Annotated in this window: 9 protein-coding genes; 7 read left to right on the forward strand and 2 right to left on the reverse strand. The window is 63.3% G+C overall.

Annotation, left to right across the window (positions count from 1 at the left end):
• The 7 genes from MO486_RS00090 to MO486_RS00120 all read left to right on the forward strand — a co-directional run bounded on the left by MO486_RS00090 (window position 1) and on the right by MO486_RS00120 (window position 11,624).
• Window positions 1-2,427 (forward strand): glycoside hydrolase family 127 protein, encoded by a 2,427-nt coding sequence (locus MO486_RS00090; protein WP_242903456.1) that lies wholly within the window; start codon window positions 1-3, stop codon window positions 2,425-2,427.
• A 100-nt stretch (window positions 2,428-2,527) separates the two neighbouring features.
• The gene (locus tag MO486_RS00095) at window positions 2,528-3,736 is read left to right on the forward strand and encodes a glycoside hydrolase family 27 protein (RefSeq protein ID WP_242903458.1); all 1,209 of its coding nucleotides are present in this window, start codon (window positions 2,528-2,530) and stop codon (window positions 3,734-3,736) included.
• Between the two features lie 146 nt (window positions 3,737-3,882).
• Entirely contained in the window at window positions 3,883-5,472 is a 1,590-nt protein-coding gene (locus tag MO486_RS00100; RefSeq protein ID WP_242904569.1) for a beta-xylosidase, read from the forward strand.
• 142 nt (window positions 5,473-5,614) lie between these two features.
• Window positions 5,615-7,726 (forward strand): beta-galactosidase, encoded by a 2,112-nt coding sequence (locus MO486_RS00105; RefSeq protein ID WP_242903461.1) that lies wholly within the window; start codon window positions 5,615-5,617, stop codon window positions 7,724-7,726.
• Entirely contained in the window at window positions 7,723-8,715 is a 993-nt protein-coding gene (locus MO486_RS00110) for an alpha/beta hydrolase-fold protein (RefSeq protein ID WP_242903463.1), read from the forward strand. Before MO486_RS00105 ends, MO486_RS00110 begins: the two co-directional genes overlap by 4 nt.
• Before the next feature lie 114 nt (window positions 8,716-8,829).
• Window positions 8,830-10,362 carry an alpha-L-arabinofuranosidase C-terminal domain-containing protein gene (locus tag MO486_RS00115; protein ID WP_242903465.1) on the forward strand — a complete coding sequence of 511 codons (1,533 nt, stop codon included), beginning with the start codon at window positions 8,830-8,832 and terminating at the stop codon, window positions 10,360-10,362.
• Window positions 10,363-10,616: 254 nt separating this feature from the next.
• A complete protein-coding gene (locus tag MO486_RS00120) occupies window positions 10,617-11,624 on the forward strand; it encodes a zonular occludens toxin domain-containing protein (RefSeq protein WP_242903467.1) in 1,008 nt (335 codons plus the stop codon).
• Between the two features lie 83 nt (window positions 11,625-11,707).
• Here MO486_RS00120 and MO486_RS00125 read toward each other — a convergent pair whose 3' ends face one another.
• Entirely contained in the window at window positions 11,708-12,484 is a 777-nt protein-coding gene (locus MO486_RS00125; protein ID WP_242903469.1) for a serine protease, read from the reverse strand.
• Window positions 12,485-12,629: 145 nt separating this feature from the next.
• Window positions 12,630-13,391 (reverse strand): hypothetical protein, encoded by a 762-nt coding sequence (locus MO486_RS00130; protein WP_242903471.1) that lies wholly within the window; start codon window positions 13,389-13,391, stop codon window positions 12,630-12,632.
• Window positions 13,392-13,487: the final 96 nt, after the last annotated feature.

The raw sequence follows: 13,487 nt of genomic DNA on the forward strand, positions 1-13,487 counted from the left end.
ATGAGCATCGACCACGCCAACGGACTCAGCCGGCGCAGCTTCGTCAAATCCCTGGCCTTGGCCGCAGCCATCCCGCGCTTTGCCTGGGCCGGCAGCGCCATCGATGGAGGCAACGGCGTTGCGCGCATGTTCGCGCTTGCCGATATAGATCTCGGCGAAGGCGTGTTCGCGCACTCCCATGCGCTCAATCGTCGCTATCTGGCCGCACTCGAAGTCGACCGCCTGGTCGCTCCGTATCGGATCGAAGCGGCCCTTGCGCCGCGCGCGTCCAAGTACCCCAACTGGGAGTCGATGGGCCTGGAAGGGCATACGGCCGGGCACTACCTGTCGGCGCTGGCGCAGGAGGCCGCACAGGGCGATGACGAAATGCGCCAACGCCTCGACTACATGGTGACGGAGCTGGCCGCGTGCCAGCAGGCCAACGGCGACGGCTACGTCGGCGCCGTGCCCAACGGCCGCGTGCTGTGGAACAGCGTCGCGGCGGGCACGGTCGACGCCGGTTCTTTTTCGCTGGGCCATGCGTGGGTGCCGTTCTACAACCTGCACAAGATGTTCGCCGGCCTGCGCGATGCCTGGCTGCATGCGGGCAACCGCCAGGCCCGCGGGATGTTGATCGCCTTCGCCGACTGGGCAGATCGCCTGGTGGCGGGACTCGACGAGCAGCGGATGCAGGCGTTGCTCGCCACCGAGCATGGCGGCATGAACGAGGTGCTGGCCGACGTCTACGCCATCACCGGCGACCGACGCTATCTGACCCTGGCGCGTCGTTTTTCCCACCGTGCGCTGCTCGAGCCGCTGCTGCGCCGCGAAGATGCGCTGGACGGCCTGCACGCCAATACCCAGATCCCGAAAGTCATCGGCTTCGCCCGCATCGGCGAACTGGACAACGATCAAGCCTGGATCGACGCGGCCACGTTCTTCTGGGAGACGGTCACCCGGCGCCGCAGCATCGCCTTCGGCGGCAACAGCGTGCGCGAGCATTTCAATCCTGTCGGCGACTTCAGTGCGATGGTCGGATCGCCGGAAGGCCCGGAGATCTGCAACAGCTACAACATGTTGCGCCTGAGCATGCAGCTGTACCGGCTGGATCCGCAGCCGCGCTACGCCGACTTCTACGAGCGCACACTGTTCAACCACATCCTCTCCAGCCAGCACCCGCAGCACGGCGGGCTCGTCTACTTCACCCCGATCCGTCCGCGCCACTACCGGGTCTATTCGCAGCCGCAGGAATGCTTCTGGTGTTGCGTCGGCACCGGTATCGAGAACCACGGTCGCCACGGTTCATTCGCTTACGCCCACGACGCGCACTCGCTGACCGTCAACCTGTACATGGCTTCGCAGGTGCAATGGCGCGAGCGCGATCTGGTATTGCACCAGGACACGCGTTTCCCGGACGAGGAGTCGAGCCGGTTGTCCCTGCAGCTGCGCAAACCACAGCGCTTCCGGCTGTGTCTGCGCCATCCGCACTGGCTGGAAGGGCCGCTCGACGTGCGCGTCAACGGCAAGCCCTGGCCACTGCAGTCCACGCCGTCCTCCTATGCCAGCATCGAGCGCGAATGGGCCGATGGAGATCTCGTCGAGATCGCCTTGCCCATGCGCACCCGCGCCGAAGGATTGCCGGACGGTTCGGACTACGTGGCGCTGATGCATGGGCCGATCGTGCTGGCGGCCCGCACCGGCACCGAGGACCTGGACGGATTGATTGCCGACGATGGCCGCGGCAGCCACGTCGCACCGGGCCCGCTTCTGCCTTTGGACCGCGCGCCGATCCTGGTCGGCGATCGGGATACGCTGGCGACGCAGGTCAGGCCTGTGCCGGGACGCCCGCTCACCTTCGAGGCCGGCGGACTGATTCGGCCCACTGCGTTCGAATCACTGCGATTGGAGCCGCTGTTCCGTGTGCATGACGCGCGCTACGTCGTGTACTGGCGCACGGCCACCGTGTCCGCCTATCCCGCGCTGGTGCGCCGGATCGAGGCCGACGAACGCCAGCGACAGGCGCTGGAGGATCGCACCCTGGATCGGGTAGCTCCCGGCGAACAGCAGCCCGAAGTCGAGCACCAGTACCAGGGCGAGGACAGCAACACCGGTCTGCGCATGGCACGCCACTGGCGCGATACGGGCCGGTGGATTTCCTATCGGCTGAAAGCGCGGGACGGCACCGATCCGGCCACCGCTGTCGAGCTGCTGCTTGCCTTCCATGGCGGAGACCATGATCAGGGTTTCGATGTGCTGGTCGACGGACGCAGGCTGGAGACGATCAGGCTGCAAGGCGATGCGAACGACACATTCGTCGAGCGCAGGATCGCGTTGCCAAAGGACCTCGCCCGGGCCGCTGCCCGCCGCGGCATCACGATCAAGCTGGTCGCCTTCCCCGGTCGGCGAACCAGTGGCTTGTTCGATCTGCGTCTCCTCCGAAACGAATGAAGACCATGCACACCTTGTCGCGACGCCAGGCGATCAAGGCGGCCCTGGCTGCCGCCGTGGCCGCCGAACCAAACAGACATCACCCTCGAGGATCCTCCGCATGCTCCACCTTGTCCGACGCGCTTTGCTGGCCGTCACCTTGCTCGGCTTCATCGCCGCGGCACCTGCTTACGCCCACGAGACGCTCAAGCTCGAAGCACCCAAGCCGCTGCTCGCACCCACGCCGCCCATGGGCTGGAACTCGTGGAACAAGTTCGCCTGCAACATCAACGAGGCGCTGGTACGCAAGCAGGCCGATGCGATGGTGGCCTCCGGCATGAAGGATGCCGGTTACCAGTACATCGTCATCGACGACTGCTGGCAGAAGAGCCGTGACGCCGACGGCAACATCGTCGCGGACCCCGAACGCTTCCCCGGCGGCATCAAGGCGCTGGTCGACTACGTGCATTCGAAGGGGCTGAAGTTCGGCCTCTATTCCGATGCCGGCGCGCTCACCTGCGGCGGCCGTCCCGGTAGCGCCGGCCACGAATTCCAGGACGCGCGCCAGTACGCCAGTTGGGGCGTGGACTACCTGAAGTACGACTGGTGCTACACCGGCCCCCGCAACGCGGAGGCCGCCTACACCATCATGGCCAAGGCGCTGCGCGAGTCGGGGCGCGACATCGTGCTGTCCATCTGCGAATGGGGCACCAACCAGCCCGAGCGCTGGGGCCCCACGGTCGGCCACTTGTGGCGCACCACCGGCGACATCTACGACGCCTGGGAGGGCAAGAAGGACTGGTCGCACGGCATGACGAACATCCTCGACATGCAGGTCGAGCGCTGGCGCCACGCCGCGCCCAATGCCTGGAACGATCCCGACATGCTGGAAGTGGGCAACGGCGGCATGACCACCACCGAGTACGAGTCGCACTTCTCGCTGTGGGCGATGCTGGCGGCACCGCTGATCGCCGGCAACGACTTGTCGACGATGGACGCGGACACCCGCCGCATCCTCACCAACACCGACGTCATCGCCGTCGACCAGGACCCGCTGGGCCAGCAGGCGCGGCGCATCTGGAAGGAGGGCGACCTCGAGATCTGGGCGCGCCCGCTCCAGGGCGGCGGGCACGTAGTGGTGCTGTTCAACCGCGGCGAGGCGCCGTCCGACATGAAGGTGAGCTGGGATCAGCTCGAACTGCCTGCCGGCCAGAAGGCCGACGTGAAGGACCTTTGGAGCAAGAAGGTCTCGAAGAAGGTGCGCGGCAGCTACGGCGGCACGGTCGCTCCGCATGGCGTGATCATGCTGCGCATCACGCCGGTGCGATGACCAGCGGGCAGCAGCCATCGTCGGCGGCCACGGCACGTCGCAATGGGCGTGGACCTGTGGCCTTCGCCTGATCGTTCGGTGTGAACCTACCGGAGAAAGAGATGCAAGTATTGTTGTCGAATCTGCGGCGCGCCGGCTGGCCGTTGATGGCCTGGGTCGCGGCAGCTGCCAGCGTCGCGCCCATTGCGGCGAGCGCCGCTGAAGCTCCACCGCGCGAAATCACCATCGACCTTGCGCGAGCCGAACGTCCGCTGGACCGGTTCTTCGACCTGTCGATCGGTTCGGATTTTCCGGGCACTTTGATACGGCCGGACAGTCAGGCGCACCTGAAGCTCGCAGTCGATGAGTTGGGCTTCCGCTACATCCGATTCCACGACATCTTTCACGACGTGCTGGGCACCGTGCGGGTCGTCGACGGGCGCACCGTGTACGACTGGACCAGGATCGACCAGCTCTACGACGATCTGCTGTCGAAAGGGATCAAGCCCTTCATCGAGCTGGGATTCTCACCCCAGGCGATGGCCACGTCCGGGCAGACCATCTTCTACTGGAAAGGCAATACGTCGCATCCGAAGCTGGAGCCGTGGCGCGATCTCGTCGATGCGTTCGTTCGCCACCTGCGCGACCGCTACGGCGTGGCGGAAGTACGGCACTGGTACTTCGAGGTCTGGAACGAACCGAATCTCCGCGACTTCTGGGAGCGCGCCGACCAGCAGGCCTATTTCCGGCTCTACGACGTCACTGCCAGGACGATCAAGGCGATCGATCCGACGCTGCAGGTCGGCGGTCCCTCGACTGCGGGCGCTGCATGGGTTCCGGAATTCCTCGAGTACGCGCATAGGAACGGCGTGCCGGTGGATTTCGTGACCACGCACAGCTACGGCGTGGACGGCGGTTTCCTGGACGAAAAAGGTGAAGCCGACACCAAGCTTTCGCCGTCGCCGGACGCCATCGTCGGCGATGTGCGCAGGGTCAGGGAACAGATCGGCGCATCGCCGTTCCCGTCGTTGCCGCTGTACTTCACGGAGTGGAGCACCAGCTATACGCCGCGCGACGCCGTGCACGACTCGTATGTCAGTGCGCCGTACATCCTCAGCAAGCTCAAGGCGACGCAGGGACTGGTGCAGGGCATGAGCTACTGGACCTACACCGATCTGTTCGAGGAACCGGGTCCGCCGCCGACCCCGTTTCATGGCGGCTTCGGGCTGATCAATCGCGAAGGCATCCGCAAGCCGGCGTTCTTCGCTTACAAGTACCTGCATGCCCTCAGCGGCAAGGAGATTCCATCCTCCGATGCCGAGTCGCTGCTGGCGACGGATGGCGCCCGAACTTCCGCATTGATCTGGAATTGGACCTCTCCCCAGCAGAACGTCAGCAATCGGCCGTTCTACACCAGGCTCGTTCCCGCTTCGCCGGTATCCGCGGCGAAGCTCGCGTTCAAACACCTCGCGGCGGGCGTGTACCGGCTTGAAGTCAGGCGTACCGGGTTTCGTGCCAACGACGCGTACTCGACCTACATCGAGATGGGAGCTCCCGCTTCCCTGAGCGGCAGTCAGCTCGACAGGCTGCGCGAACTGACGCGCGACTTGCCGGAGACCGATCGCCGGATCGAAATCGGACCTGCTGGTGAGTACAGGTTCGAGGTTGAGATGCGCAGCAACGATGTCGTGCTGGTGACGCTGACGCCGGAACGTCGTGAGCATCCAGTATTCGCAGCCTGGAAACGTCATGAGTGACGGTGCCGACGGTGAAGCCCGGGTGCGGGGCAGACACCGAAGCCTTGGGCTGCGACGACGATGGCCGCGCGACCGGCGCGCGACTGAATCGAGCATCCATCCCCAATGCACCGAACTGCTCTTAACCACAGAGGTGTGAGCGATGGGATTCAAGCCTGGAAAGTTGCTCGTTGCGTGCGTACTCGCGGTGGCCGTGCTCGTCCCCGGCGTTGCGCGCGCGCAAAGCGCCGAAGGGCACCCCGACTGGCCGGGACCCGGCCAGCTGTTCGTCGGCACCTGCTACCAGCCGGTGGATCGCAGCCGCGAACAGATCCAGCGCGATATCGCGCTGATGAAGCAGTCGGGCTTCAAGGTCGTTCGCATGGGCGACCTGTCGTGGGACTACTTCGAGCCCGCTGAAGGCCGGTTCGATTTCGCGACCTTCGACTGGATCATGGACCGGATGCACGACGCCGGCATCAAGGTGATCCTCGACATTCCCGGGCAGCCTGCGCCGATTTGGCTGCATCACCGGTATCCGGGCGTGGACATCGTGACTCAGCAGGGCGCGCGCCTGCATGCGGCCGAACGCTACATGGACAACATCGGCGATCCGGATTACCGGCGCCTGCTCGCTCGCATGGCCGACACACTGACCAAGCGTTACGCCCGGCACGCGGCCCTGTTCGCGATCGGCTTCAACAACGAAATCGGCAACGGCTATCTCTCCTATTCGCCGGCCGACCGCGAGCGCTTCGTCGAATGGCTGAAGAAGCGCTACGGCAGCGTCGAGAAACTAAACAAGGCCTGGGCCACGCAACGCTGGTCGCGGCACATCAACAGTTGGGACGAGGTGCAGTTGCCGTATGCCGAAGGTCCCGGCCCATTCGAGCGCTACCTCGATCTGCGCCGCTATTGGTCCGACACCACCATCGATGTGCTCCGGGAACTGGAGTCGGTCCGAAAGAAGAACGTGCCGGACAAGCCGGTCATCTCGAACCTGTGGGACGGTGCCGGCCGCAAGGGCTTCGATTACCTGGCGACCCAGCGCGAGTACGCGAGCTACGGCGCGATGGGTTTCTACCCCGAGTACTACGGCGACCCGCCGGTGGGCACCGCCTTCGATGCGCTGATGATCAAGGGCGGCCTGCCCACGCCAATCTGGTTCAACGAATTCACCACCGGCAGTCCTGGCGTCTACGGGACTAAAGGGCGGTCGCGGATGTGGGCGCATTTCGGACTGCTGCTGGGCGCGCAGACGGCGCTGGCGTGGACCTTCAACACCCACCTCGGCGGCGAGGAGCAGACGCTCTTCGGCCTCATCGATCACGACGACCAGCCTTCCTGGAAGCTGAAGGAATGGGCGACCATCGCCGGCGAGTTCGCCAGGCTGCAGGCATTGGGCTTTCCGCGCGAGACGCAGCCGAAGATCGCGATCGCGTACTCCTTCGACAACCGCATCGCGTCCAGCCCACCCGGAGATGGCGTGCGCCGGTACATCACCACGCCCTATATCGAACAGGCGCACAACGCCTTGGAGCCGCTGCTGAAGGACAACATCGACGCCGCTGTCATCAACATCGCCCACGAGGACCTCTCGCGCTACCGCCTGGTCGTCGTGCCGGGGCTTTACCTGCTGGACGAAGCCGGCGCCGACGCGTTGCGGAAGTTCGTCGCCGACGGCGGCACGGTGATCATGACGGCGTTCTCCGCCAAGGTGGACGAGCACAGCCAGTGGTACGACACGCCATTGCCGGGACGCCTCTCCGATGTCTTCGGGCTACGCACCAGCGAGTTCTATCGGACCGTCACGATGGTGGCCGGACTGGACGACCAGGATATCGAGAGCAAGATCGCGTACTACGAGGTGCTGGAACCGTCCACGGCGGAAACGATGGCGCTGTTCTCCAATGTGGACGGCACGCCGCCGGCGATCTCGGTGAACCGGTTCGGCAAGGGGCGCGCGATCTACGTCGCCACGCCGTCGCAGCCGCAGATCATGGGGCCGCTGTATCGGCAGCTGTACGCGAGCCTCGGCATCGAACCGGGACCGAAGACGCCCGACGGCGTGTTCGCGCGCGAGGTCGACGGCAGGGTGCTGTACGTCAACACCACCAGCGAGGGCAGGGAAGTGGCGATCGACGGCGCGATGCACGGCGTGCTTTCCGGGAAGCGCTGGTCGGACACGTTGCACTTGGGTCCGCTTGGCGTCGACCTGCTGGAGAAATCGCCCCGTGCAACTGACCCGCTCTCCGAAAGAGCGGCAATCCGATGAGTACGAATGCCATGCGCAACCGGGCAGGGCACGAAGCGTTTTCCGGCGCTGCCCGGGCCACGGTCCTGTCCGGCAGGCTGCTGGGTGTCCTGGCCTGCATTCTGCTGTTCTCCATCGCCGGCGCTTCGCTTGCCCGCGACGACGAGCAGGTCACCCCCGAACGGGCGCGCGCCAACTTCGCCCGACCCGTCGTGCTCGGCGCGGAAGACGTGCGCGCGTTTCCCGATGCGCCGGCCGGTTTCCGGGAAGCGCGCAGCGGCATCGCGCAGGGGAGGGTAGAGGCGTTCTTCTACGATTCGGGCGTCACCGGAACGCGGCGCCGCGCCAACGTCTACCTGCCGGCCGGATACTCGGCCGACCGCAAGTACCCGGTGCTCTACCTCCTGCATGGCATCGGCGGCAACCAGGACGAGTGGCGAGGCTACGTGCGCGCCCACGCGATCCTGGACAACCTGATCGCAGACGGCAAGGCGGTACCGATGATCGTCGTCATGCCCAACGGCCGCGCGCTGGCGGACGACCGCAGCCCGCCGCAGGAGCGCGTGTTCACGCCGGAGAACGCGGCCGGGTTCGCCAAATTCGAGCGCGACCTGCTGGAGTTCCTCATGCCAGCGGTCGAAGCGAAGTATTCGGCTTACGCTGACCGCGAACACCGGGCGATTGCCGGGCTCTCGATGGGCGGCGGGCAGTCATTGAACTTCGGCCTCGGCCATCCCGACGCGTTCGACTGGGTCGGCGCCTTCTCCCCGGCGCCCAACACTCGGCCGCCGGTGGAACTGTTGCCCGATCCCGAGGCCGCGCGGGAGCGATTCGCGCTGCTATACCTGTCATGTGGCAACCGCGACGGTCTCATCAACGTTTCGCAAGGCGTGCATGCATACCTGAAGCAGCACCGCGTTACGCATGTCTGGAACGTCGACAACCACGGCCACGACGGCGACAGCTGGGCCAACAATCTCTACCACTTCGCGCAGAGGATCTTCCGCTGATCCGGCGCAAAGCGCCGGCTCCAGAACAACGCTTCACTCCGCCGCACGCGATCGAGCCGCTTGGATAGGCGCCGCGGGCGAACTGAAAAATACTGACTGACGACGAGCGACCCGATGAACGTGAAGATGAAGCATCTGCTGCACGCTGCAACCTTGGCACTGTCCGTGAGCGCCGCGGCCATCGCCGCCGAACCCGCCGAAGTGCGCCTGACGATCGCGACGGAAGCCGTCGGCCCGCGCATCGAGCCCGAGATCTATGGCCACTTCGTCGAACACCTCGGCACCGGCGTCTACGACGGGTTGTGGGTGGGGCCTGAATCGAAGATCCCGAACACCCGCGGCTGGCGCAATGACGTGGTCGAGGCGCTGCGTCGCATCGAGGTGCCGGTGATCCGGTGGCCGGGCGGCTGTTTCGCCGACGACTACGACTGGCGCGACGGCATCGGCGACCCGGCGAAGCGGCCGGTGCGGCTGAACAGATGGTGGGGCAGGGTGCCCGAGACCAACCGCGTCGGCACGCATGAATTCATGGACCTGGTCGAGATGCTCGGCAGCGAAGCCTACATCGCCGCCAACATGGGTTCGATGTCGCCGCGGGATGCCAGCCAGTGGCTGGAATACATGACCTCGGACAGCAAGTCCGCGCTCGCCGAGGAACGCCGCCGCAACGGGCGCGACCGGCCCTGGAAGGTGAAGTACGTAGGCGTCGGCAACGAGAGCTGGGGTTGCGGCGGCAACATGCGCCCCGAGTATCAAGCTGATCTGCACAACCGGTACGCCACCTACCTGCAAGACACGCTGCGCGTGGCGTCCGGCGACGGGCAGCGCAACGATCATCTGGTCGAAGTGCTGATGGAACGTTCCGGCGCCCACATGGACGCGTTCACGTTGCACTACTACACCACCGCCGGCGAGTGGGAGGACAAGGGGCCTGCCACCGGCTTCGGCGCCGACCGCTGGGCCAAGGGTTTGCAGTCCGCGCTCGGCATCGAGGAACGCATCGTCGCGGTAAGCGGCATCATGGACAAGCACGACCCCAAGAAGCGCGTCGCGCTGTACGTCGACGAGTGGGGCACCTGGCACGACCCGGCGCCCGGCACCAACCCAGGCTTCCTGCAGCAGCAGAACACGTTGCGCGACGGGCTGGTCGCCGCCCTCACGTTCAACGTATTCCACCGCCACACCGAGCGGGTGAAGATGGCCAACATCGCGCAGATGGTCAACGTGCTGCAGGCCATGGCGCTGACGGACGGGCCGCGCATGGCGCTCACGCCGACCTATCACGTGTTCGAACTCTACAAGCCGTTCCGCGGCGCGGTGCCGCTCAAGGCGACACTGGAAACCCCGCGCTGGCATGAGGGCGAAATTGAGCTGCCGGCCGTGGACGCGTCGGTGGCACGTGCGGCCGACGGCAGCATGGTCCTCGCACTCGTCAACCTCGATCCCTGGCGAACCGCGCGCGTGCAGACCAATCTCAGCGGCGCCGTCAGGGGCCGGATCCTGACCGCCGATGCGTTGGATGCGCACAACACTTTCGCGAAGCCGAATGCACTGGTGCCTGCACCCTACAGCTCGGGAGCGAACGGTGCGCCGTTGACGCTCGAACTGCCGCCGAAATCGGTCGTTGTCGTAAGTGTGCCGCGATGAACCGCCAGTCGAGACGCCTAAAGGACTGGTGTGGCCAACGTCGAGGACAACTGGGAACGAGTGGCGAAGAGCAAGACGCCGGCAGTTCGTTGTCGCGTACCGTGGAGGAGTACCAATCAGGAGAAACAACGGAGCGTCGCTGTAGCCGTGCCTAGTTTCCAATCCGTTCCGCTGCTCCGAGGGCCAACCCGGCACCCACTCGGGGGAGAGGGTGACCGGGTTTATCCGCTCGGCTCAGTTTGAGCCGGAGCCCGATGCAAGTGTTCCAGGGTCATCCAGGCGGCCGCAACGCGATCAGGAATTGGGTAACTCCGGTTTGCAAGCATGACGATGCCGATCTTGTTTCTTGTCTTCGTCTACCTGACGGTGCGGTTGCGTTAGTTGACGAAGCGTACGAGCACGGCATGCTGCCGAAGCGCGGGCCCGGCATGAAGGTGCCGCATCACGTCGAACAGCTTGCAAAGCATCGCCATCGCGGCTTGGATTTCATCTTCGTATCGCAGTCACCGGCGCGGCAGGTCGATGACTTCGTGCATGATCTCATCGAGGAACACGTGCACGTGCGTCGTCGGTTCGGCACGCAGTTCGTGCATTTGCGCTGCTTCGATAAGTTCGAACGGAACCCGGACAAGGCGCACCCGATCTGGCTCAAGCGCGTTACGTTGCCAAAGCGCCCGCGCGGGCTGTACGAATCCACGAAGCTCGACACCACGCAGAAGCGGATTCCCTGGTATTACTGGGCGGCGGCTGCACTCGCCATTGCTATTCCGCTCGGCGTGTTCCTCGTTGGTAGCGACGTCAAGCGCAAACTTGAAGGCGAAGGCAAGCCCGGCGTAGCAGTCAGCGACGGAGCGGGAGCGACGGCGCTGACTGCGAAGCCTGGTGCTGTCGTTGCTGAGATCACGGCGCAAGATGTGTTGCAGCAGGTCACGCCACGCATTGCCGGCATGCCCTGGTCCGCGCCCGCTTGGGATGAACGCCGTGTGCGGTCCGATCCAGAAATCTTCTGCGCTTCCAGTTCACCGGGCTTCGATGCGAACGGCGATCCACAGCCCGACACCTGTAGCTGCATCACGGAGCAGGGCACTGACTATGAGTTGCAGCTTGCGGTGTGCCGCACGATTGCCAGGCACGGCCCGGCGTATAACCCGTACAAGAGCGCCAGGCATTCGAACGGGGCGGGCAGGGGTGCAGGGGAGTCTCCCCTGCGGGTATGGCCTCACAAGAGGCCGCTAGCGCGCCGCAGGCGGTTCAAGGTGTAGGCAGCGCTGACGATGTCCAGCTTGGATACGGAGCCTTCCGCGCCGGGACGTAATCCTGCCTTGGAAGCCCTGGTTCAACAGCATCAGCCATTCGCATCGGGTAACGCACTATGGGCGGGATCGATCGTAGGGGCGAGTTGCGGTGCAACTCGAATTCTATGGCACAGCTCCACGGCGGTACGAATGCTATCAACTGTTTCGACCAGAGCTAATCCGGAGTTCTCCTCAAATATTACTCTGGCATTTCCAGTCTGCTTGCTGATAGCAACATCCTGATAAGGCACATAGCTCTTTACTATGCCTATCAAGGCTGAGCGATGTATCGCTTGGGTGCCTGTGATGGAAGCAAGCTCAGGGCTAATTACAACCGGCCCCCCGCTATTGCCAGGAAAAATATTTGCATCGATGAGGAAAGCCGATGCATGGCTATTCAGCACATCACGCACGCGTGCAATGCAACCGGCGCGTGCAATCACAAACATCGTCTGTTCGGCAACAATTCCCATCGGAAAGCCGAGCACAAATACGCCGTCACCTTCGGACACGCCCATTGATCGCATCTCTGCGATGCCTACGGCATTCTTATCCAACGAGAAGAATTCGAATGCCGCGGTGTCTCTTCTTAAGACGTGCGCATTTATAGAGATTGCCGCTACATCAATGTCCGGTGCGGGGTGGCCTATCCAAATAGCGCCGTTGGCATCTTGCAACTGGACTGGATAATCCAGGACACCAGAGTGGTCGCTGTTACCGAAGCGCACGATGATATTGTCTTTGCCGTTCAGTACATGCTTGTTTGTAACAAGAAATGTGCTGTATCGCTTTTCCTCACCTTCTCCATCGACGTAGTGGCCCGCCATGAAGCCGGTGCCTATCCAGCTAGGACCGGCATCTTGGGTTGGAACGCCAATAGATACGACGCAGTCGAGAAAGCCGGGAGGTATGAGAGCCATATATAGCCTCTTGTTTGGTCTGGACTTATAGCGCGTTGCTAAAGCCCTTGGATCAAGCCGAGTCGTGAGGCTGCTTCGGCTTCCGTAAATAGTTGGCTACTGCTGCCTCTAGTGGATTTGGCGAGCTCGCATCAATTGCTAGTTTTAGGCAGCGAACAGACTCGTTCAGGACGTTCCAATACCCGATAAGTTGCATTTGCGGGTTCTGGTCCATGGCCTCCATGAGTAAAGTCCATTTTCGCAGTGATCCGGTCCCGTGTGACTCTGGCGTTCTGAAGGTTTGGTCAAAACGCGTTGTAACTTCTCTTGATAGTGCACAAAAATTCGCTGGAATTTCCTTAATGTCTTTTGCATACGTAAGGAACCGGCTTGTCTTACGCTTTGCGCCTGAGAACACCTCATACATTTGGGGCGCATAGATCAATAGCAGGAGACCGAATATCTTTTCCCAGATTGCTCTGTAGCGTAAGACGAAGGATGACTGGTGGCGAAGGAGGTCCAGCTTGCCGAAGAAGTTATGCTCAGAATCTAGAATTGAGCCCTTTTGAGACTCCGCTGTTATAGAAAAATTGTCATTCCAGGTTCCGCCAAGGCTCGACATCTCCATATGGAGGGCTACGTAATTCAGAAACACATCAAGTGCCGCGGCGAAAAGCTTGCTGCCATCAGATCGGGTCGTACAGTAATCGAAGAATGAAACAAGCGATGGGTATGCAAGAGGTACCCGCGTTCTTGTTAACAGGTAGGAGTTTGCAAGTTCTTCGAAGCGTGCCACCTGTTCACGAGATGACAATGAAAACTTCCGGTCCATCATCGCGCTCTGAGTACAGCATTCAGAGGAGCATATCAGCCGGTTAGCTGTGTTCTATGCACAACCCTCGAATGGTTCCCGGGCCGGCAGTGAAATGAC

This window comes from Lysobacter sp. CFH 32150, from assembly GCF_022758295.1.
GTDB lineage: Bacteria > Pseudomonadota > Gammaproteobacteria > Xanthomonadales > Xanthomonadaceae > CFH-32150.

What these genes read in the sequence shown, in the direction of transcription:
- MO486_RS00090 (WP_242903456.1), top strand. Translation starts at nt 1, where the DNA reads ATGAGCATCGACCACGCCAACGGACTCAGCCGGCGCAGCTTCGTCAAA.
- MO486_RS00095 (WP_242903458.1), top strand. Translation starts at nt 2,528, where the DNA reads ATGCTCCACCTTGTCCGACGCGCTTTGCTGGCCGTCACCTTGCTCGGC.
- MO486_RS00100 (WP_242904569.1), top strand. Translation starts at nt 3,883, where the DNA reads ATGGCCTGGGTCGCGGCAGCTGCCAGCGTCGCGCCCATTGCGGCGAGC.
- MO486_RS00105 (WP_242903461.1), top strand. Translation starts at nt 5,615, where the DNA reads ATGGGATTCAAGCCTGGAAAGTTGCTCGTTGCGTGCGTACTCGCGGTG.
- MO486_RS00110 (WP_242903463.1), top strand. Translation starts at nt 7,723, where the DNA reads ATGAGTACGAATGCCATGCGCAACCGGGCAGGGCACGAAGCGTTTTCC.
- MO486_RS00115 (WP_242903465.1), top strand. Translation starts at nt 8,830, where the DNA reads ATGAACGTGAAGATGAAGCATCTGCTGCACGCTGCAACCTTGGCACTG.
- MO486_RS00120 (WP_242903467.1), top strand. Translation starts at nt 10,617, where the DNA reads ATGCAAGTGTTCCAGGGTCATCCAGGCGGCCGCAACGCGATCAGGAAT.
- MO486_RS00125 (WP_242903469.1), bottom strand. Translation starts at nt 12,484, where the DNA reads ATGGCGGGCCACTACGTCGATGGAGAAGGTGAGGAAAAGCGATACAGC.
- MO486_RS00130 (WP_242903471.1), bottom strand. Translation starts at nt 13,391, where the DNA reads ATGATGGACCGGAAGTTTTCATTGTCATCTCGTGAACAGGTGGCACGC.